This window comes from Xanthocytophaga agilis, assembly GCF_030068605.1.
Classification (GTDB): Bacteria; Bacteroidota; Bacteroidia; order Cytophagales; family 172606-1; genus Xanthocytophaga; species Xanthocytophaga agilis.
The window spans coordinates 1,073,977-1,095,707 of sequence record NZ_JASJOU010000001.1 but is presented as its reverse complement, the minus strand read 5'-3'; the positions used below and the strand labels follow the sequence as shown (position 1 = coordinate 1,095,707).

Annotated in this window: 15 protein-coding genes; 11 read left to right on the top strand and 4 right to left on the bottom strand. The window is 40.3% G+C overall.

Going from position 1 to position 21,731, the window contains the following annotated elements:
- The first annotated feature begins 277 nt into the window (after nucleotides 1-277).
- Together QNI22_RS04555 and QNI22_RS04550 are read left to right on the top strand one after the other, a co-directional pair.
- Nucleotides 278-4,774, top strand: coding sequence for a hypothetical protein (locus QNI22_RS04555; protein WP_314509443.1), 4,497 nt, complete (start codon nucleotides 278-280; stop codon nucleotides 4,772-4,774).
- Between the two features lie 246 nt (nucleotides 4,775-5,020).
- A complete protein-coding gene (locus QNI22_RS04550; RefSeq protein WP_313984677.1) occupies nucleotides 5,021-5,470 on the top strand; it encodes a peroxiredoxin in 450 nt (149 codons plus the stop codon).
- A gap of 86 nt (nucleotides 5,471-5,556) precedes the next feature.
- Here QNI22_RS04550 and QNI22_RS04545 read toward each other — a convergent pair whose 3' ends face one another.
- Nucleotides 5,557-6,372: a glycogen/starch synthase gene (locus tag QNI22_RS04545; protein WP_313984675.1), complete on the bottom strand. Its 816-nt coding sequence runs from the start codon at nucleotides 6,370-6,372 to the stop codon at nucleotides 5,557-5,559.
- A 344-nt stretch (nucleotides 6,373-6,716) separates the two neighbouring features.
- Between QNI22_RS04545 and QNI22_RS04540 the strand changes: the two genes are divergently transcribed.
- The 7 genes from QNI22_RS04540 (at nucleotide 6,717) to QNI22_RS04510 (ending at nucleotide 16,769) form a co-directional block, all read left to right on the top strand.
- Nucleotides 6,717-7,814, top strand: a complete 1,098-nt coding sequence (locus QNI22_RS04540; RefSeq protein ID WP_314509441.1) for a Nif3-like dinuclear metal center hexameric protein — start codon at nucleotides 6,717-6,719, stop codon at nucleotides 7,812-7,814.
- 62 nt (nucleotides 7,815-7,876) lie between these two features.
- Entirely contained in the window at nucleotides 7,877-8,644 is a 768-nt protein-coding gene (locus QNI22_RS04535; RefSeq protein ID WP_314509439.1) for a zinc ribbon domain-containing protein, read from the top strand.
- A 170-nt stretch (nucleotides 8,645-8,814) separates the two neighbouring features.
- Nucleotides 8,815-9,504, top strand: a complete 690-nt coding sequence (locus QNI22_RS04530) for a response regulator transcription factor (protein WP_314509438.1) — start codon at nucleotides 8,815-8,817, stop codon at nucleotides 9,502-9,504.
- Nucleotides 9,491-10,882 (top strand): ATP-binding protein, encoded by a 1,392-nt coding sequence (locus tag QNI22_RS04525; protein ID WP_313993264.1) that lies wholly within the window; start codon nucleotides 9,491-9,493, stop codon nucleotides 10,880-10,882. The genes QNI22_RS04530 and QNI22_RS04525 overlap by 14 nt, the downstream gene beginning before the upstream one ends.
- A gap of 247 nt (nucleotides 10,883-11,129) precedes the next feature.
- Nucleotides 11,130-12,416 carry a TolC family protein gene (locus QNI22_RS04520; protein WP_313993261.1) on the top strand — a complete coding sequence of 429 codons (1,287 nt, stop codon included), beginning with the start codon at nucleotides 11,130-11,132 and terminating at the stop codon, nucleotides 12,414-12,416.
- Between the two features lie 51 nt (nucleotides 12,417-12,467).
- On the top strand, nucleotides 12,468-13,556 hold the full coding sequence (locus tag QNI22_RS04515; protein WP_314509437.1) for an efflux RND transporter periplasmic adaptor subunit: 1,089 nt from the start codon (nucleotides 12,468-12,470) through the stop codon (nucleotides 13,554-13,556).
- A 102-nt stretch (nucleotides 13,557-13,658) separates the two neighbouring features.
- Entirely contained in the window at nucleotides 13,659-16,769 is a 3,111-nt protein-coding gene (locus QNI22_RS04510; RefSeq protein WP_314509436.1) for an efflux RND transporter permease subunit, read from the top strand.
- A 707-nt stretch (nucleotides 16,770-17,476) separates the two neighbouring features.
- Here the strand turns inward: QNI22_RS04510 and QNI22_RS04505 are convergent.
- Both QNI22_RS04505 and QNI22_RS04500 read right to left on the bottom strand, forming a co-directional pair.
- On the bottom strand, nucleotides 17,477-18,667 hold the full coding sequence (locus tag QNI22_RS04505; protein WP_314509435.1) for an acetyltransferase domain-containing protein: 1,191 nt from the start codon (nucleotides 18,665-18,667) through the stop codon (nucleotides 17,477-17,479).
- 16 nt (nucleotides 18,668-18,683) lie between these two features.
- Entirely contained in the window at nucleotides 18,684-19,406 is a 723-nt protein-coding gene (locus QNI22_RS04500) for a LytR/AlgR family response regulator transcription factor (RefSeq protein WP_313984656.1), read from the bottom strand.
- 198 nt (nucleotides 19,407-19,604) lie between these two features.
- Between QNI22_RS04500 and QNI22_RS04495 the strand changes: the two genes are divergently transcribed.
- Together QNI22_RS04495 and QNI22_RS04490 are read left to right on the top strand one after the other, a co-directional pair.
- Nucleotides 19,605-20,060 (top strand): nuclear transport factor 2 family protein, encoded by a 456-nt coding sequence (locus tag QNI22_RS04495; protein ID WP_314509434.1) that lies wholly within the window; start codon nucleotides 19,605-19,607, stop codon nucleotides 20,058-20,060.
- A 7-nt stretch (nucleotides 20,061-20,067) separates the two neighbouring features.
- Complete coding sequence (locus tag QNI22_RS04490) at nucleotides 20,068-20,697, top strand: DUF1684 domain-containing protein (RefSeq protein WP_314509433.1); 630 nt, start codon at nucleotides 20,068-20,070, stop codon at nucleotides 20,695-20,697.
- A 64-nt stretch (nucleotides 20,698-20,761) separates the two neighbouring features.
- Here QNI22_RS04490 and rbsK read toward each other — a convergent pair whose 3' ends face one another.
- Entirely contained in the window at nucleotides 20,762-21,679 is a 918-nt protein-coding gene (rbsK, locus tag QNI22_RS04485; protein ID WP_314509432.1) for a ribokinase, read from the bottom strand.
- Between the last annotated feature and the right edge of the window lie 52 nt (nucleotides 21,680-21,731).

Here is a 21,731-nt window from a genome sequence, read left to right as displayed (position 1 = left end):
TTTTTTCTGAGCTTACATACTATTGTCTACTTTAATTTTTGTTGTATAAATAATTGATTATGAGTTATTTATGTAATTAATATTGGGGCTTGTAATTACATATGTAAAAGAATGAAATTATTGCTGGGTATCGTCCTAATTTGATGATCTGATACAATATGCACCAATCCTACACATGTAAGGTTTGTAAATTTCCTTGACGCCCCGTCCTGTTATTTTTTATTTCTTTTGAATACCACTTCTGAAAAGAATTCTCTCTGAAAAAACTCACCGTTGTATGCGAAAATTGCGAACGGGACATCTCTCGGTATGTGTCTGCGCTTTTGTTTTAATTAGTATTTCCCTTCTGAAATTTGATACACTTCATGCTCAACATCCTGAGATAAAAGGCAAGCTGGTTTCTCCATTATATAAACGAATTCTGGCGGTTTGTAAGGCTGTGCAGGAAAATGGACGCACAACAGAAACCTTGACAGCCGGAGATTTTACCAAACTACCTGTAGGACTAGTCAAAACAGTAGGCGAAAACAGATATGTGATAGCCATAGATAGCGCCTACTATAACGAACGGGGATGGTTCTTTACAGCCTATTGTATGCTCACTATTCCTGGTACCACAGAACCTATCGCCTTTGCTGGCCGGGGACTTGCATTCAATGCAGCCGGTCTGGCATCTACCAATCTGGCTCGTCTGGTACTAGTCTCAGAACATTCCATTGATATCGGCTCGCATGTTACACTGACTATCCCGTCTGACAACAGCAACTATGTAGAGTTTGATTGCAATGGGTTCCGGTCTGTTAATCTGAAAGGGATCTTTTCGTTTGACAAAGGATTGCTGATTCCGGATGTTGCAGAAAGCCAGGATAATACACCTTCTGCCGTTACAGCCACATTTGCTGTGAATGCTACTGATCTGAATAATATGATGATTTCAACCAGTATTTTACCCTTTCAGATCAAAGGCCTTAAAGACTTTTCATTTTCTGTCGTGAATGCAGTAGTAGATATGAGTGATATCATCAATCCTCCCGGCTTTAGTTTCCCGCAGGATTATCAGCAGGCCTATGGAGAAGATATCACCTTGTGGAGAGGATTTTATCTGCAGGAAGTTGTCGTGAAATTACCCAAAGAGCTGGCAAGTCGTGGTGAACGAGCCAGTGCCAATGCCCGTAACCTGCTCATTGATGAACTGGGAGTGTCTGGTCTTTTTGGATTGAAAAATATACTGAATGCGTCTGCTGATGGATGGCCGTTTTCGGTGGATAGTTTGGGAGTGCAACTTGTACATAATCGGTTGACTGGTGGTGGTTTTGCTGGGAACATGCAGGTGCCTTTTCTGGGAAAGGATTCCTTACGGTATCAGGCCATGATGATACAAACCGAAAAATCTACGGACTATTCGATGAGTCTGGCGACTCTGAAGAATAAAGAATATTCCATGCCATGGTCTGGTAAGCTTACCTTAAAGAAAGGGAGTGCTATCAAGGTAGAATCCAGAGATGGCAAACTGATTCCTTCAGCACTATTGCATGGTGTGCTTTCTATTGAAGCGACAAGTTTATTGCAAATAAAGTCTATTGATTTCCAGAATCTGGGACTAACTACCCAGAAGCCTTATCTGGTGAGTGGTGTGTTTGGTTCAGGCTCCATGCCAGATTCTATTACAGTTACAGACCCGGAAGGTAAGAAACAGACTATTGCACAACCACGGGTGGCTAAGTTTCCGGTCAGTATTGATTCCATCCGGCTTGGGATTTATCAGGGACAATTTGCACTGGGACTTGGGGTAGGACTTAACCTGATGGGAGCCCAGAACTCATCCGATAAAGGATTATCGGTACGCACTTTTGTACAGGTGTTGGCTAAAGTAGAAGAACGAACTCAGACCAATGGCGATATAAAAACCAAAACCCAGCATTGGGAATTTGATAAAGTAAAGATAAGTGATATCTCAGTATCCTGTCATGTGACTGCCTTTGATCTGGAGGGACGACTGACACTGTTTGATGATGACCCGGTTTATGGCAATGGATTCAGAGGAAATATATCCTTTGCCTTGTCGAAGATCATGAAAAAGCCGATTCAGATCAATGCGTACTTTGGTAGCATGCCTACCTACCGCTACTGGCATCTGGATGCGTATGTGCCTACAGGTAATATCCCTGTGATTCCTCCTGTGAGCATTACAGGGATTCTGGGAGGAATGTCCTATCACATGACACGGCCTAAAGCCTTTGTTCCCGATTATTCCAAACTAAATGTCGTTAATGCGGATACTGTACGACAGAATAACCCAAACAATACAGAAACCCGCAACAGTGGAGCCGAGTTTACCTATGTTCCGGATTCAACTGCTTCGCTGGGCTTTATGGCTGGAGTTACACTGATCACCGGATCTGACAAAGCCTTTAATGCGGATGTAACACTGGAAGCGGCCTTTAATCAGGGAGGAGGATTGCGGTATGTAGAGTTTAAGGGAGATGGTTACTTCTTTACCGCTGTACAGTCCCGTGCACGGGGTGCCGAAGGCAAAACCACAGTGCCGCTCTATGTTAGCATGGCTATGCGGTTTGACAATGACAATGATGTGTTACATGCTAATATGAAGGGGTACCTGAATGTGCAGAATGTGATTCGGGGTACAGGTGCCAATGGGTTGATAGGAGAAATCGTAATACATGCGGATCCACAGGACTGGTATATCTATGTGGGACGTCCCAGCCAGATGTTGGGTGTGAATATGGCAAATATCGCTACTGCCAAAGCCTACTTTATGATAGGAACCAAAGTAGAAGATCTGCCTTTACCTCCTTCGGAAGTGGCAGAAGTGTTTGATAATATAGATCTGAACTTCATGCGGGATGAAAATGCTATTTCATCCGGAAAAGGGTTTGCACTGGGTGTACATATCAAGGTAGCCAAAAGTGTAGAGGTAACTCCTTTCTATGCTTCTCTCGCTCTCGGTGGCGGGGCAGATGTTATGCTGAGAAACTACGGCGAAAAAGCTACCTGTAGCGGACGATCAGGCACGTTGGGGATGAATGGATGGTATGCTTCCGGACAGGCCTATATCTTCCTTTCCGGTAAAGTGGGCATTCGGGTAGGAAAAAGAAAAAGATCCTTTGATATCATTAGTTTGGGCGCAGCTGCTTTACTTCAGGCAAAGTTACCTAATCCAACCTGGATGCGGGGTGGTATAGCCGGAAAATATTCTATTCTGGGTGGACTGGTCAAAGGTAAAGTGAATCTGACCTTTACTGTTGGAGAAGAATGCGAAATTATTGCTCCTGGCAATGAACTGGGAGATATTGAGGTTATCGCTGACATTTCACCAGCTGCAAGCAGCCAGGATGTGAGTGTGTTTGCAGCTCCTCAGGTATCATTCAATACAAAGGTAGGATCAGAACTGAATATGATGAATAATCAGGATCAGCTGAATACCTACCGCATTGTGACAGATGAAATTAAGATCGTCCAGAATAAACAGGTTGTAAATGCTGTATTGGAATGGAATGAAGGAATGGATGTGGTAGCACTAAATACACCGGAAACATTGCCTCAGGAAACTTCTCTGATTGTGCGTGCAAAAATCCACTGGGAAAAGAAGGAACAAAGTGGATGGACAGCCCTGAAAGATGAGAATGGACAGATTGACTATGAAGTGAAAGAAAGCAACTTTGTAACGGGAAAAGCTCCTGATTATATTCCGGAAGAAAATATAGCCTACAGCTATCCGGTAAAGAATCAGTATCACCTCTATAAAAAAGAACACGGTCAAGGATACATCAAACTGAAAAAGGGACAAGCGTATTTGTTTGACGAAAAAGATAATGTAACCAGCTGGAAATACACAACCCGTTTTGAAGCAGGTAGCGGTACGATAGTAGAATCTCCTCTTTCGTATCAAAAAAGTGAATCTACTGTGTTATTTGCCCTTCCAGAGGCATTGACAAATGCAACTGTATACAAACTGACACTGATCAAAACTCCTCAGGCCAGTGAAGCGGTAGACGCCAATGTAAAAAGAAGCTCATCCGAGAAGGTTTCAGGTGATAATACCGTGGAGGTGACTAGCAATACACTGGAAGGTACTGCTGTCAATAATGTGGAGAAAAATCTGTATGCAAGTGCTTTCCGTACCAGTATGTATAACACACTGGCAGACAAGTTTAATGCACTTTCTGACAGACAGGACCGACTGGATATTGCTTCAGGCAATACACTGGTGATAGGCAAAGTAATGACAGGAGAGGAAACATTTGACGAAGCCGAAATGAAAGGCAACGGAACTGTACAACCTTTGGTACAGGTAGAGGCTTCTCCTGACAACAACTGGTACAGTAAAACGATCTATCCATTGTTGTATGAACACTATCCGTTGGATAACACCGTGACTGTATCCCGGCCATCTGCTGCCCAAACGGGTGTTCCTCCATTAAAAGGGGTAAAACTGCAATACATGAACGGGCAATCAACCTATCGTCTGACAGACAATCAGGTAAGTGCCGGATATGCTGCTGCACAGGGGGGGCAGATACTACTTGGGTATTACCTGGATTACTATGTGCTTCAGGATTACAGCGAACTTACCAATAAGGCAATCGCGAGATATCTGGACGTTAAAGTGCCTTCCGGACCCGGCTGGGAACGGTTACGAACTGTGAAGGGCTATACCAATCTTGAAAAAGGAAGCTATCCGGTCACCATTAAATATGTACTTCCTGGTTCAGGACAGGTAACTTCCATCCAAAGTATAACGATACGTTTGTAGAGAGTTATCAGATATTTTCAATATAAGCATCCTTTGGTACATCATTGTTTTGAAGTTTTATTTTATTTCCAGAGAAAATATGAGGCAGTATAAGGCTGAATATACATACCAGTAGGATGATAGAATAGGAAAGTGTTTTTTTCTGATCATGTAATGATTTGCAGTATATTAACTGCTATGCGTAAAACTGATTGCTGATATTTGAACCACTTTACGATCTCAACGACTATTTACGCACACTGTTACATGTTACACATAAAAGACAAAGCTCCTAATTTTACATTGCCTTCTACCTCAGGTAAAACGTTTACCTTGTACAAGGATATGCTGCTCAAGCCTTGCATTCTTTATTTCTATCCCAAGGATTTTACTCCTGTTTGTACAGAGCAGGCTTGTGGTTTTCGGGATACTTTTGATTTACTCAGAGAACTGGATGTTCAGGTAATTGGTATCAGTCGTGATGACATTGAAACCCATCTGCGGTTTCGGGAAGAATTTAAGTTGCCATTTGAACTGCTCTCTGATGCGGATGGAACGGTAGGTAAGAGTTATGATCTGGTGCCGAAGGATATGCCCTTCTTTACCCGACGAACTACCTATCTGCTGGACAAACACCATGCGATTGCCGGTGCGTATGAGAATCTCTTTTCGACAGGATTAAATCTGAAAGAGATTGTATCCAAATTAAAACACTGAGGAAGTATAAGGGTATAAAAACAAAAAGACTCTGCTTGGATAAGCAGAGTCTTTTTGTTTTACCAGTGTCTATTCGGAAAGAAACCTTAACTAAATAACTCATTATACAAGTTATAGTAGGAATCACTGAATGTTTCTTCATTGGGTTCGATGTAGTTTATTTTCTTCTCATCGAACTCAGCAAATAACTGAGTCAGTTTGTCATTGAAACGTTCTTCCGCTTTAAGCACTACATCTGCATAAGCCATCCCTGTGCGAATAAATGCTGAATAGTCGGCTGTTTTCAGATACGATAACATACCGTCTTCGATATCCATCATTTTTACTTTTTCCAACAAATCCTGTTCGTCAAATTTATGTGTAAAGAAACTGTTATACACAGTAAATACAGATTTTGTATTTTTAAACATCGGATCATTTTTGTACGTTGTTTTCAAATACATTGGGATCAGGCTAGTCATCCAGTCATTGCAATGTACAATGTCAGGTGACCATCCCAGTTTCTTTACAGTTTCCAATACACCTTTACAGAAAAAGATAGCTCTTTCATCGTTATCGGGATGGAACCGATTGTCTTTATCAAAGAAGACAGATTTACGATGGAAGTAATCTTCGTTGTCTATAAAATAGACCTGTAATTTAGCATTTGGAATAGATGCTACTTTAATGATTAAAGGCTTTTCTTCATCTCCCACTGCAATGTTGATACCGGAAAGTCTTACTACTTCATGTAGCCGGTTTTTCCTTTCATTTATTAAACCAAACCTTGGAACTAATATTCGGATTTCCATACCACGCTCTTGCATGGCTTGAGGAAGTCTTCTTACAAAATCAGCAACTTCAGAGGTTTGGAGGAAGGGATTAATCTCGGTAGCTACATAAAGAACTCGGAGTTTGCTCATATATCTTAAGAAGGTTATGATGAACTAAAATGGAGGAGCAGAAAATCTTAAACCACACAAATTTTACGCAAAGATAGTAAAAAAAAATTGCATTTTAGGCAATTATTCTGATAAAAAAGTATTATCAGAATGAAAATCAATGTATTATTGCCAGTTTGTTTTTGTGAAAATTTGTGTAATTAGTTTGTTTATCAGCGAATAAAAGGATAAATAAAAGGCCAAGGAAACATGTATGTTTGGCTAATATTTTTTACAAATAAGTGTTGAGAGGACATATTTTTCTCGTAACCGTAAATACATTTTTTACTATTTCAGGATTTAAACCAACAAGGGATTCTTATAAGATGACACGTATTGCAGATGTAATAAAAATAATGGAAACATGGGCTCCACTAGCCTATCAGGAAAGTTATGACAATGCAGGATTACTGGTAGGAGATGCAGCAGATGCTGTAAAAGGGATATTGATTAGCCTGGATACTACAGAAGAGGTCATAGATGAAGCCATTGCCAAAGGATGCAATCTGGTAATAGCCCATCACCCTATTATATTTAAAGGACTAAAAAAGATTAATCGTACTAATTATATTGGACGAACTATTGTAAAGGCCATACAGAATAATATTGCCATTTATGCTACCCACACAAATCTGGACAATGTGCACAATGGAGTGAATTTTCATATCGCCTCACGCCTGGGATTACAGAATATTCAGATTTTATCTCCTAAAAAACAAACTTTGCAGAAGCTGGTTGTGTTTGTACCAGTAGAGGATACGAAAGTTTTGCTGGATGCACTTAGCAGTGCCGGGGCTGGGATAATTGGAAACTATTCCGGGTGTAGCTTTCGGGTGACTGGTACAGGTTCTTTTACACCAAACGAAATAGCCAATCCTTACATAGGACAAGCCAATCAGCCTGAGGAAGTAACTGAGAATCGCATAGAGGTCATGTTTCCAACTCATCTGGTGGGAAAGGTACTGGCAGCTATGAGACAAGCACATCCCTATGAAGAAATTGCCTATTACGTCACAAACCTGGAAAATGAGAATCAGGAAGTAGGATCTGGTGCGATAGGTACCCTAGCAGAGCCTGTGACAGAAACAGCTTTTCTACACTTCTTAAAAGCAAAAATGCAAACCGGATGTATCCGTTACACTGCTTTACGTGACAAGCCCATTCAGAAAGTAGCTGTATGCGGAGGTGCCGGAATATTTTTATTGAATGATGCTCTCCGGGCTGGAGCAGATATATTTATTACCTCAGATGTCAAATACCATGAGTTCTTTGATGCCGACAAACGTATCGTGCTGGCAGACATAGGACATTATGAAAGTGAAGTTTTTACAAAAGATTTAATTTTTGCGCATTTGTCAAAAAAAATAAGTAATATTGCGGTCAATTTGTCAGAAACTACTACGAACCCTGTTTTTTACCTGTAAAGCATACTATTTGTATAGATAATTGAGTGACTTAAACTCAATCCCAATTCTAATAATCATATATGGAACTTACTGTTGCTCAAAAACTCGAAGCTCTTCTCCATCTCCAAACCATTGATTCCAAATTAGACGAAATTCTGAAAATTCGCGGTGATCTTCCTGAAGAAGTTCAGGATCTGGAAGATGAGATTGCCGGCTATCAGACACGTATCGGAAAATTTGAGAAGGAAATAGATGTGCTGGATGGAGAAATCGAGCAACACCGACTGGCTAAGAAAGACGCAGAGAAGCTGATCAACAAATACAAAGATCAGCAGATGAATGTGCGTAATAATCGCGAATATGATGCCATCAGCAAGGAAATAGAATTACAAAATCTGGAGATGGAGCTTTCTGATAAGCGTATTGGTGAAGCAAATAGCAAAATCAATCGGAAGAAAGATGAGATTCAGGGCGTACAAAACACGCTTAGTGAACGGAAGAAAGATCTGGACAATAAGAAAAAAGAGTTGGATGTAATTACATCTGAAAATCAAGAAGAAGAGAAACGTTTGATAGCTGAACGTGAAAAGCAGGCAGAACAAATTGAAGATCGTTTACTACGGTCATACACTAAAATTCGTTCCAATGCACAAAATGGCTTAGCTGTAGTGTTGGTAAGACGTGGTGCCTGTGGTGGTTGCTTTAATATTGTTCCTCCCCAACGTCAGGTTGAAATCCGTGAGAAGAAGAAAATTATTGTTTGTGAACATTGCGGCCGTGTATTTGCCGATGTAGAAGAAGTGCCTCTTGAGAAACCTAAAAAGATAATGGCAGATCTTCGTCAATAATATTTGAAATTTACATGAGAGCGGCAGGATTATAGTATAATCTGCCGCTTTTTTGTTTTCTGTATATTCGTATTTTGTCAACTAGTATAGATTGAAGCGATTTACACACATTATTCTGATTTTACAGATTGTATAAATTTATGTAAGCAGCATCATAATTTTACCAGACTATGAATACAAAAATCCTCCTGGCAGAAGATGAACCCAAACTGGCAGCAAATATTCGGGAAACATTGACAGACTCCGGATTTGATGTGCAGGTAGCTTTTGATGGAACTGTCGCAGAGAGACTATATAAAAGCATTGATTATCAGTTGGTTATATTAGATGTGAACCTGCCTTATAAGAATGGATTTGAGTTGTGTAAATTGTTTCGACAACAGAATAAGGATATACCGATTATTATGTTAACTGCGTTAGGCGAACTGGATGATAAGATACTGGCCTTTGATGCAGGAGCTGATGACTATCTGGTAAAGCCTTTTCACTTTCAGGAATTACTGGCACGTATTCAGGTGTTCTTGAAACGGTCTGTACAACATACAGCATTGGAAGAGAAAATAATGGTGGCTGACTTGCAGATTGATTTGTTGGAAAAAAAAGCCAGAAGGGGAGGTAAAGAGATAGAGTTGACCATGCGGGAGTTTTCTCTGCTGGAATTACTGGCTCAGGCAAATGGAAGGGTAGTCTCCAAAGTGGAAATAGCTGAAAAAGTGTGGGATGTGAATTTTGATACAGGAACAAATACCATTGAAGTCTATATTAGCTTCCTGCGAAATAAAATTGATAAACCTTTTGATAGAAAACTTATTCATACCAAGCCGGGGTTTGGCTATTATCTGAAAGATGTTTCAGCATAAAATTATAGTACCGCATAAAGTACGACTGGCTGTACTATTCAGTGGGTTGGTAGCTATTATTCTGCTCATCACTTCTTTAATAACCTATTTATTTTATTCTTCTTTTCGAAAAGAAGAATTCTATGATCGCCTGGAAGAGAAGGCTCTCAATACTGCCCGGTTGCTGATTGACGTTCGGGAGATTGATAATGATATATTGAAAATAATTGATCAGAACACCATTAATAAATTATACGAAGAAAAAGTACTGGTATTTGACCCTCAAAACAGATTGATCTACAGTAGTATAGATGATCACAAGGTAAACTATTCTCCTACACTGCTGCAACACATCCGCGAACAACATAAGATTGAGTATACAGACAAAGAAAGTGAGATCATTGGGTTATTTTACAATGAAAAAGGCCAGAACAATGTGGTCATTGCATCTGCCTATGACAAATACGGGAGACGCAAACTAAATAATCTGATTTATACACTTGCTATTGCTGGAAGTCTGGGAATGCTTCTGACAGGCGTAGCTGGCTATTATTATGTGCAGCAAACATTCAAACCTGTCGAATTGCTGAATGAAAAGATTGCACGTATCAATGCGACTAACCTGCAGGAGAAATTAACTATTGAGAACAGAGATGAGGAGATAAACCGATTAGCACAAAATTTTAATTACATGCTGGACAGGCTGTCATTGGCTTTTGAAACCCAGAAAAACTTTGTGCAACATGCCTCACATGAACTAAGAACTCCCTTGGCTACATTAGTCGCTCAATTAGAGGCCGCTCGTAAGAAATCCCGCTCAATAGAAGAATACCAAGCCCTATTAGCTTCCTTGCAGGAAGACCTGGATAAACTCACCAACATCACCAACTCTTTATTGCTCCTGGCCAGGTATGATAAGATCCGGCTGGAAGCAGATGCACAACGTGTTCGTATTGATGAATTATTGTTTGAGGCTGTTGAGGATGTAAAAATGCATTTACCACAGGCAATAGTAAGTGTTGGTTTTCAGGAAATTCCGGATGATGATACTCTTCTGACTGTGCAGGGACAGGGGTTAATGCTGAAAAATAGCTTTGTCAACCTAATTGAAAATGCCTGTAAATATTCTGATAATCAGTCCGCTCAGGTATTAATCCACGCACAAAAGGATCGGATTCTTATTCAATTCTTTAATGAAGGATCGCCTTTGTCTGATACAGAGACTTCCCGTATCTTTCAACCCTTCTTCAGAGGGCAAAATGCCAGCGGAAAAAGAGGTTTTGGATTAGGTTTGTCTATGGTGCGGAGAATTATTGAAGCACATGGAGGGACTATATCTTATCAAGTATCTGATAATCAGATTAATATTTTTTCATTAGTACTGCCACACCAATTTTAAGTTTTTTTTAAGTTTTTCTTAAGCCCATTTTAAGGTTCCTATCCTTTTTTTGTCTCATTCTATTAGCGCCTGTTGCTAACGGTTGATTTCAAAATACGGTTAATAAGTGTCCATTAACCGTATTTTTTCGACTTTCAGGTATACAGCTAATCTGACCTAAACAGAATTACCATCTAGATTAATTATTTTCTAACCTACTCTAATCCAGTAAAGTAGGAGGCTAACTGCCAAACTTGTATTTCAATTTATGAATGTACTGAAATGGAAAAAGCTGCCTGACAGGTGGCTAGGGATCTCTTTGTGTTTATTTTTTATACAGATCGGTGTAGTGCAAGCCCAGGATACGCTTCGTATCTCATTGAATCAGGCAGATAGTATTTTTCTGAATCAGAATCTACGATTACTGGCAGAGAAATATGCTATCGAAGCCTCAAAAGCGCAATTGGCTCAAACAAAGCTATGGGATAATCCACAACTTTCTACTGAATGGAGCTTGTACAATAACCTAAACCGGAAAGTACTGGATGTAGGATCAGCCGGACAGAAAACATTTAGTATTCAGCAGTTGGTTGTGTTAGCAGGTAAGCGAAATAAGAGAGTAGCAATGTCCAGAGAAAACACACGAATGTCTGAGTTTGCTTTTTATGATCTGTTACGTACACTGAAATTTGAGTTGCGTCGGAGCTTTTATCATATAGCTTTTTCTACACAAACTATCGAACGTTTTACGAATCAGCTTGCTGTATTGGATAATACTATTTCTGCTTTAGAGACGCAATACAATAAAAATAATATCTCTCTGAAAGATGTAGTGCGCTTGAAAGCTGCTTACTATCAATTGAATAATGATAAGACACAGTTGCTGGCTTCCATTGCAAACGAACACCTTCAGTTGCAGCTATTGCTGCAAACAAGCCGTCCGGTTGTACCGATACTGGATGAAAGTATGATGCAGCAATATGATTTCCAGAAAACACAATCACAGAACCTGATAGATCTTGCCATCACCAATCGGTCAGACCTGCATATAGTGGAAAGTCAGGTAAAGCAAGCAGAAATGCACTATCGTCTTCAGAAGAGCCTGGCAATTCCTGACTTATCCATTGGTGCAAGTTATGACCAGGCAGGTAGTTACATTCCTCATTATCTGGCTCTTACAGTAGGGTTGGATCTACCTGTATTTAACCGCAATCAGGGAAATATAAAAATGGCTAAGAGTGAGGCTTCTATGATGCAATTGCAACAGCAAAACAAACAACTGGAAGTACGGAATGAAGTGGCTGCATCACTCAATAAGCTACGTCAGATAGAAGATGAATACAAAAAGGTAGATACCAACTTCAGGACTCAGTTTGAGCAATTAAATACAGGTGTACTGACAAGCTTCCGGAAACAGAATGTGTCCTTACTGGAATTTGTAGACTTGTTTGAAGCCTATAACCAGAGTATAGAGCAACTAAACCGATTGCGAATTGCCCGTATTGAATCCTTTGAGGAGTTAAACTATGTCGTGGGAGTTGAGCTCTTCCGTTAAAAGTAGAAAACTTATGTTAAGTCACATTGTCTAATCTAATTATTCTATACAATGAATCTGAGAATCTATTTCGTATTGGTGTCTTGTTTTACAGGACTTATTGGCTGCAAGCAATCCCCTCCGGAGCATAAAGAAGAGAAATCCACTTTTGTGTTGAGTGATACCATGTTATCACGGGTAAAAATAACCGTCGCGAAAACAGAACCTGTAAAGGCAGAACTAAAACTGATTGGGAAAATCACTCCAGACGATAACAAATTGGTTGAGGTATTTCCGCTGGTAGGAGGGAATGTAATGGATGTGAATGCGGAATTAGGTGACTATGTCGAAAAAGGTCAGATTCTGGCAGTGATACGCAGCGGAGAAGTAGCTGACTATGAAAGACAAATGATTGATGCCCAAAGTGATCTTCTGATGGACCAGAAAAATCTTCGTGTTGCAGAAGATTTATTTGAAAGTAAACTGAACTCTGAGCGGGATGTGACTGCTGCACGAAAAGAAGTTGAAAAATCACAAGCCGAATTGAATCGTATTCAGGAAATCTTCAGAATCTACGGACTGGGTAAGCAATCAGAATATCAGGTAAAAGCGCCCATTAGCGGATTTGTGATTGAAAAACATATCAACCGGGATATGCAGTTACGGTCTGATAATGCCGAAAATATTTTCACGATTGCGCAGATCAATGATGTATGGGTGTCTGCAAACGTCTATGAGACAGACATTGCCCGCATAAAAGTAGGAATGGAGGCCGATGTACAAACCATTAGTTATGGCGATAAAATATTCCACGGGAAAGTAGACCGTATTTTTAACATTCTGGATCCGGAAACAAAGACGATGAAGGTACGAGTGAAACTGCAAAATCCGGATTATGCCTTGAAGCCAGAGATGAATGCAACTGTGACACTACATTTTAACGAGGATAAACAGATGCTTTCTGTCCCTTCTTCAGCCGTAATTTTTGACAAGAGTAAGCATTTCGTAATGGTTTTTAAGGACCGATACAATATTGAAACACGAGAAGTTGAGCTGTACAAGCAAGCAAACAGTATGGCTTACATCCAATCTGGACTACAGGAAGCAGAGAAAGTCGTTAGCCAGAATCAGTTGTTTATCTATGATGCTTTAAATGATTGATATTTTTAGATAATTAATAGATAATAATTGGATAATATAAGGATAATTAATATATAGATTGATTCTCAGTGCTTTGCGAAACTGTCTGTTACCTCATAAACTATGAATGCATTTATTAAAAACTGTATCGCGTTCTGTCTCAAGAACCGTTTCTTTACTTTCTTTATCACAGGGATACTGGCTATTGCCGGGATCATAAGTTTTTTGAATACACCACTGGATGCATTTCCGGATGTGACCAATACACAGATAATCATTGTGACCGAATGGAATGGCCGTAGTGCAGAAGAAGTGGAACGGTTTGTAACGGTTCCTGTTGAAGTGGCTATGAATTCCGTACAGCGCAAAACCAATGTGCGTTCCATTACCATGTTTGGACTGTCTGTGATGAAGATTATTTTTGAAGACGATGTAGACGACTTTTTTGCACGTCAGCAGGTAAATAATCAGCTTCGTTCTGTACAGTTGCCAGAGGGTGTTGACCCTGAAGTACAGCCCCCTTACGGACCCACAGGAGAAATATTCCGGTATGTGCTGGAAAGTCCTACAAAAGATACACGCGAGTTATTGACGCTACAGAACTGGACAATTGACAGACAAATACGTTCTGTACCAGGAGTTGCCGATGTGGTGGCATTTGGTGGTCGTGAAAAGATCTATGAATTACAGATTAACCCTACATTACTGTCCCGCTATGATATCACTCCGCTGGAGGTTTACCAGGCTGTAAGCAGAAGTAACCTGAACGTAGGAGGGGACGTAATCGAAAAGAATGGACAAGCATATGTGGTGCGTGGAATAGGCCTTCTTACATCCATACCAGACATTGAGAATATTATCATTGACAATGTGAAAGGTTCTCCAATTCTGATCAGAAATGTAGCTCAGGTAATTGAGTCCGATCAGCCACGGGTAGGACAGGTAGGATTGGGAGATCGCGATGATGTGGTAGAAGGCATTGTGGTTATGCGCAAAGGCGAGAATCCGGGACAAGTATTGAAGCTGGTTAAAGAGAAGATCGCGGAACTCAACGAAAAGGTATTGCCAGCAGATGTGAAGATGAAGACATTCTATGATCGGGATAACCTGATGCAGTATTGCACAGACACTGTAATGCATAACCTGATTGAGGGAATTGTCTTTGTAACGGTAATTGTATTTTTGTTTATGGCAGACTGGCGGACCACCCTGATTGTGTCAATCATTATTCCGCTAGCTTTGCTGTTTGCTTTTTTCTGTCTGCGATTAAAGGGGATGAGTGCCAACTTGTTGTCACTAGGTGCTGTTGACTTTGGGATTATTATCGATGGGGCAGTGGTCATGGTGGAGGGGATCTTTGTTTCACTGGACCATCTGGCTCACAAACAAGGAATGGAAAAGTTTAACAGGCTTTCCAAACTTGGTTTAATCAAAAAAACAGGTACAGAGATGGGTAAGGCTGTGTTTTTCTCCAAGCTAATTATTATCACTGCCTTATTGCCTATATTCTCGTTTCAGAAGGTAGAAGGTAAAATGTTTTCACCACTTGCCTATACGCTGGGATTTGCATTACTAGGTGCATTATTCTTTACCTTAACACTGGTACCTGTATTGTGTGCTTTCCTGCTAAAGAAGAATGTGCGGGAGCGTCATAATCCATTTGTGAACTTCTTTAACAACTCTATTACCCGAGCCTTTACGTGGTGTTTCCGATACAAGAAAATTACAGTAGGAGTTGCTTCTGTATTTTTAGCCGTTACATTGTTTTCTGCCCGCTGGCTGGGATCTGAGTTTCTGCCACAACTGAATGAAGGGGCATTATGGGTAACTGCTGAGCTTCCTATGAGTATGTCATTGCCGAAGAGTGTAGAAATGGCAAAAACGCTTCGACATGATCTGAGTGAGTTTGATGAGGTAAATGAAGTATTATCTCAAACAGGCAGGTCAAACGATGGGACAGATCCGAATGGTTTTTACTTTCTACAGTTTCAGGTTGACTTAAAGCCTAAGAAAGAATGGAAGCGCAATATTACCACAGATGAGCTGATAGGGGAGATGGACAAGAAGCTTTCTCAATACCAGGGCATCCTGTATAACTATTCTCAGCCTGTAGTGGATAATGTAGCTGAGGCTGTAGCGGGTTTCAAAGCTTCCAATGCAGTCAAGATATTTGGTGATGATCTGGAGACTTTGGATAAGCTGGCTGATGAAGTATTAACTCAAATCAAAGATGTGCGGGGCATTAAGGATGCGGGTATATTGCGCAATGTAGGACAACCCGAAATGCAGATTCTGCTGCATGATCATCTGATGGCGTTGTATGGAGTCAGTGTAGCCGATGCGCAAGCAGTTATTGAGATGGCTATTGGTGGCAAAACTGCCAATATGAAATACGAAGGGGAGAAGCGCTTTGATATCCGTATCCGTTACCCTCAGGAATATCGTCAGAGTGAAGAAGATATTGAGAAGCTGATGGTGCCCACACTGCACAACACCAAAGTCCCTTTGCGTGAAATTGCCACCGTACAAACGTTAACCGGACCTGCTTTTGTGTACAGAGATATAAATAAGCGGTTTATTGGTGTGAAGTTTTCTGTACGGGAAAGAGACCTGGGCAGTACCATTGCTGAAGCGGAAAAGAAGGTAAATGAGAAAGTTTCTTTACCTAAAGGATATTCTATTCACTGGACTGGAGAGTTTGAGAACCAGGTACGGGCAACGAAACGATTAACAGAAGTTGTACCTATCAGTCTGGCTGCCATTTTCGTGCTGTTGTTCATTACTTTCGGAAATGCCAAAGATGCAGGGTTGGTACTGATTAACGTTCCTTTTGCCTTGATAGGAGGGATTCTGGCACTACATATTACAGGTATGAATTTCGGGATATCGGCAGGAGTAGGGTTTATTGCTTTATTTGGTATTTGCGTGCAAAATGGGGTTATTTTGATTTCTGTATTTAATAACAATTTGAAACAGCGAATGCCTATCACACAGGCTATCTCTGAAGGCGTACAATCCCGTATTCGTCCTGTGGTAATGACTGCCATGATGGCCGCTATTGGACTTTTACCGGCTGCTGTGTCAACGGGTATCGGTTCAGAATCACAGAAGCCGCTAGCTATCGTTATTATTGGGGGATTAATTACGGCTACCGTTCTGACATTGCTGGTGTTTCCAATTATATACTGGGCGTTTAACCGAAAGAAACATACGGTGGCTATACAGGTAGCCTGAGAAAGGTAAAATGCATGATTATAGAAACAATTCTCAAGTGGCCTAAAGAGACCTAGGGGCGTGATAAAACCAAACGATACGGCTACTGGGTCAAAGAGCGAAGCTATTAAGTTTACATACCAGAGTAAGTTGGGCAGACTGGGTAGATTATTGGGTAAGTATAATTGTTTGATAATCAATAGAGGTAGAATGGGTGGCTTTTTTTGTCTGAAACTTTTCTATATAGAAGAGAAAAAAGAGAATATAGAGCTATATATACTATAAATAGAATAATATATATATATAATATAGAGCGAATCTTACCCATCCTACCCAGCCTTATTATCAGACAGTTAATCTTACCCAGGAACTTACCTGCATCTTACCCACCTTACCCAGAAAGTGAGAAAGGACTATTTGTTTAGAAGAAGAATTCTATTTTTGTGCCGTGTCACAGTTCTCTTTGTCCTCCAATAAGGAAGTGGATATGTCCAGGCTGTGGTCGTTTATACAGAATTGGCATCATTCACAGCAAGCAAAGTGTTGCGGTGAATAACGCTCAAAAAACTTTTGCCGTGAACTATGCGCAAACAAAAAATCTCTAGTGCAGCCACTGCCTGTGGGGGATGCATGGTTGCTGAAATATAACAACTATATGTTTAGTTATGCTGGTCGGAAATGGGTAGCAGGAGGGAGGCTGGGTTTTCTTTTTGGGGTGTTCTATCGCTTTAAAGATAACTCCAGAGGGCAGTCGTCTGACGGCTTTTAAACTGCCCATACCAACGACATACAGGATACAGAACCAATACAACACCAATCCAGAACAGGTAGATAATGCCTAACGAAAACCCTACATTAGGAGGGATTCCGGCCATGTTTTTCTGAAAATTAATTTCCTGCCAGGATAAACCCTGTACGAGCAAACAAACTACTGAGAGGCTATGAATCAGATAAAAGTGAAGAACATAGTAGAACAAAGGTACCTTACCATATACTTTGAAAAAGTAAGTCCACCGAAACTCCTTGCCTTCCAATACGGATAATAAAAGAATGCCGGGTGCCAGGGTAATCAGTGTATATAACAGAGAAGGTGGATACTTGGTAACGTTAAAGAATGAAAGAATCGTAAATACTGTATCTTTCTGAATTTTCCATGGTGTAGGATCTCCATATACATTTAGAAACCGCAACAACACAAAGCTGACAATTGCACCAATCCCAAGTTGAAGCAGAATCTTTTTTCGTGTTGCAGAGAGCACCTGTGGTCGATACAATATTCCAAAACAATACCCTATGAGCAATATGCCCAGCCAGGATAAGAATGGGTAAAGAATTCCAAAATTGAAGTGTGGAGTTAGAGGCCTAAAGCTAAGCTGGTGTAGCAATGACCACAGAAAACTAGCCGGTGTTCCAGAAGGAAAAGATATTGGATCAAGTAGGTTATGCCCAACTACAATCAGAATGGCAAGTGCCAGTATCCATATAACAGGTAGAAATACCAATCCACTCAGAATAACCATACTGATTCCAATAGCCCATATAACCTGTAAAACAATAGTTGAGAAAGTTATATCAAACCAAAGTCCAAAATTTACAATTGTAATTTCTAGTATTGTGAGCCATAATCCTCGGGTTAGAAGGAAAAGACTCAGTTGTTTTTTTGTTTTCCTTAAACCATACAGGAATGCAGAAGTGCCTGCCAGAAAAACAAAAGTAGGAGCACACAGGTGAGTAATCCATCGCGTAAAGAACAAGATCGGAGTTGTTGTTGTCAGATTGGTGGGGTCTGTATAAAATCCATTCAACAACAAATATTCACGCGTATGATCCAATGCCATGATCACCATAACAATACCCCGTAACACATCAAGACTACTGATTCGGGAAGTTGTGAGAGAGAGTACTTGTGATTGTGTCATGGATTGGATGGGTATATCAGAGACTCATCATGTCTTTAAAGCGAATAGCCTGCCGACGTGAGATCTCAATCTTCTCGCCACCTTTCAGTGTAACCAGCAAGCCACCACTAAACCAGGGCTCAATTTTTTCGACCCACTGTAAATTAATGATATGTTTGCGGTTGGCACGAAAAAAGGAGTGAGGGTCCAGTTTTTCATCCAGTGCATTCAATGATTTTAATATCAATGGCTTCTGGTCATCAAAGTGCAGTCTCACATAATTACCCATTGACTCAAATAACCGTATCTTTCCTAGTTTTACAAACCAGCACTTTTCTCCGTCTTTCACAAATACCTGATCTTCCGCAGTGAGTAACTTAGCATTTTCCCGTTTAAATTCCTCATGGCGAATGTCTTCCTCCAGTCGGTTAATCGCTTCTGCCAGACGGTTAGGGTCAATAGGTTTTAACAGATAATCGAGAGCGTTGTATTCAAATGCTTTCAGGGCATATTCATCATAGGCTGTGGTAAATATCACGTCAGGCACACTTCCTTCTATTTCCGTCAGCAATTCAAACCCTGTCTTACCTGGCATCTGAATATCAAGAAACAATAAATCCGGATGTAGTTTGTCTACCAGGTCCAAGGCTTCTTCTGCATTCGCGGCTTCTCCTATGATTTCAATTTTGGGAAAGTTTTCCAGTAAACGGCGTAATTCATTACGAGCTAAGCGTTCGTCATCAACAATAAGTGCTTTCATATTTGCGGTCATACAATTCAATAGTAAGTTTGGTGTCCTTAAGAGCAAATAACTTACTATTTGAAAATTATAAAGAGAAAATTCGTTATACGGAGGTATTTGTATGTAAACGGATATTATTTTTTACATAGAGATTTGTAAATTGGGCGCAAAATACCCTTATACCATTCGTAATATCTTTTCAAATCTAGGAAATATATGCCAAAAATAATTTTAGGACTTCTCTTTTTTATAGTTTGTCTGTTTGCACAGGCTCAGTCAAGTGGTTCAAAAGAAGAAACCGAAATCAAGCAAGTGATAGGACAACTATTTGATGGAATGCGCAAAGGAGATAGTGCCATGGTAAGAAGCGTGTTCTATTCAGGGGCACGCCTGCAAACAACCTATGTAGATAAGAAGACAGGCAAAGCCGCTTTACGGGAAGAAAGTATCACTGATTTTGCCAAAGCTGTGGGTACACCACACAAAGAAGTCTGGGATGAAAGACTTTTCGCATACGATATCAAAGTAGATGATAACCTGGCCATTGCCTGGACTCCCTATGAGTTTTACCTGGATGGTAAATTTAGCCACAAAGGAGTAAATGTATTTCAGTTGTTTAAATCTGAAAAAGGGTGGAAGGTGATAAGCATTGCAGATACAAGAAGGAAGTAAGTAGAGAATGGAGAGAATAGTAAAACAAAGACTTTGGTGGTTAGTTGGATGTTTAGTGTGGGGGTGTTATTGTGCTGTGTCTGCTCAGACGAGTGAGTATGAAAAGTGTATACAGGAAGATCGAAAGACCAAAGATAAGAATTTTCGTAAAGGAAAAGATTCTCCCATTCCCAAAAAAGAGAGAAGTGATTTTACCGGATTGGTCTATTTTCCTATAGATTCCCTATATCGGGTACAGGCAAAGCTAGTTAGGGATACATTGCAGAAGACTTTTGAAATGAAGACATCAACAACCCGATTGCCAGTATATAGGGTATATGGGAAACTCGTTTTCAAAGTAAAGGGTGAAGATTGTATATTGACTGTGTATCAAAGCATGGATCTGTTGAGAAATCCGATGTATAGGGATTATTTGTTTGTTCCATTTACAGATCTCACCACAGACGAAAGTTCTTATGGCGCAGGTCGTTATATGGATATGCGTATTTCTGATGATGAGATAGTTTGGATTGATTTCAATAAAGCCTATAATCCTTATTGTGCCTACAGCGACCAATATTCCTGCCCAATTACTCCAGCTGAAAACCGCCTTCCTGTAAGAATAGAGGCAGGGGAGAAAGTTTACAGAGAACATTAAATAGCAATTTGAATCAATAGAGTAGGAGAGAAGGTGTCTTTGTAATACCTCTTTCACTCCTTGTTCACTCAGAAGTTTTACCTGGTAATAGTTCTTCCCGGTAAGGCGCAGACGATTGTGCTCCCATTCGGGTAACCGATATTGCAGACGCCTGACATGCATAGTGAATCGCTTCGGGTAGTGAATAGCCTTCTGCCAGAAATACACAGAGCACCCCATTAAAAATATCTCCGGCGCCTGTTGTATCTATCGCATCCACCTTAGGTGCTGGAATAAGTTGAGAGTCTGTTCCCGAATACCAGAAGGCTCCAGACGCTCCCATAGTAACAATGATATTCTTTACTCCTCTTTTATGAAGTATCTGGGCGGCTTGTTCCGCTGATGGAATATCTGTAACTATAGTGTTAGTTAATAGGCTTAACTCTGTTTCATTTGGTGTTAATAAATGTAAATAATTATAAATTTCTTTATGTAAACTATTTGCGGGAGCTGGATTTAGAATAACCTGAGCCCCTCGTGAGTTGCTTTGTTCAATAATATATTCAACAGTCGGAATCGGAATTTCCAGTTGTATCAGAACTATCGTATCCGAATTAATTAATTCAATAGCGCCAGAGACATCAGCAGGAGAGAGTGTAGCATTTGAGCCGGAAGCAACCACAATGGAGTTTTCACCTTTGTTATCTACTGTAATTAAAGCTACTCCCGATGGATGATCAGGATCGGTAATAATATAGTCAGTAGTGATGCCTTCGTTTATAAGTTGTTGCCTGGCCTGTTGTCCAAAAAGATCATTACCCACCTTAGCTATAAATGTGACATTCCCGCCCATACGAGCGGCAGCTACAGCCTGATTGGCACCTTTTCCACCCGCATGCATTGTAAATTTACCACCTAGTATTGTTTCTCCTGGTAAGGGAAGATGCTCGGCCTGTATGACCATATCTGTATTGGAACTTCCAAAAACCAAAATCTTTTTCATTAATTATTATGTTAAGTAGTAACTAGTGGTGTACTTTTAGAGCCAATATAGC

Bases quoted from the DNA above. Each gene is read 5' to 3' on its own strand.
- QNI22_RS04555 (WP_314509443.1), top strand. From the start codon at position 278: ATGCGAAAATTGCGAACGGGACATCTCTCGGTATGTGTCTGCGCTTTT.
- QNI22_RS04550 (WP_313984677.1), top strand. From the start codon at position 5,021: ATGTTACACATAAAAGACAAAGCTCCTAATTTTACATTGCCTTCTACC.
- QNI22_RS04545 (WP_313984675.1), bottom strand. From the start codon at position 6,372: ATGAGCAAACTCCGAGTTCTTTATGTAGCTACCGAGATTAATCCCTTC.
- QNI22_RS04540 (WP_314509441.1), top strand. From the start codon at position 6,717: ATGACACGTATTGCAGATGTAATAAAAATAATGGAAACATGGGCTCCA.
- QNI22_RS04535 (WP_314509439.1), top strand. From the start codon at position 7,877: ATGGAACTTACTGTTGCTCAAAAACTCGAAGCTCTTCTCCATCTCCAA.
- QNI22_RS04530 (WP_314509438.1), top strand. From the start codon at position 8,815: ATGAATACAAAAATCCTCCTGGCAGAAGATGAACCCAAACTGGCAGCA.
- QNI22_RS04525 (WP_313993264.1), top strand. From the start codon at position 9,491: ATGTTTCAGCATAAAATTATAGTACCGCATAAAGTACGACTGGCTGTA.
- QNI22_RS04520 (WP_313993261.1), top strand. From the start codon at position 11,130: ATGAATGTACTGAAATGGAAAAAGCTGCCTGACAGGTGGCTAGGGATC.
- QNI22_RS04515 (WP_314509437.1), top strand. From the start codon at position 12,468: ATGAATCTGAGAATCTATTTCGTATTGGTGTCTTGTTTTACAGGACTT.
- QNI22_RS04510 (WP_314509436.1), top strand. From the start codon at position 13,659: ATGAATGCATTTATTAAAAACTGTATCGCGTTCTGTCTCAAGAACCGT.
- QNI22_RS04505 (WP_314509435.1), bottom strand. From the start codon at position 18,667: ATGACACAATCACAAGTACTCTCTCTCACAACTTCCCGAATCAGTAGT.
- QNI22_RS04500 (WP_313984656.1), bottom strand. From the start codon at position 19,406: ATGAAAGCACTTATTGTTGATGACGAACGCTTAGCTCGTAATGAATTA.
- QNI22_RS04495 (WP_314509434.1), top strand. From the start codon at position 19,605: ATGCCAAAAATAATTTTAGGACTTCTCTTTTTTATAGTTTGTCTGTTT.
- QNI22_RS04490 (WP_314509433.1), top strand. From the start codon at position 20,068: ATGGAGAGAATAGTAAAACAAAGACTTTGGTGGTTAGTTGGATGTTTA.
- rbsK (WP_314509432.1), bottom strand. From the start codon at position 21,679: ATGAAAAAGATTTTGGTTTTTGGAAGTTCCAATACAGATATGGTCATA.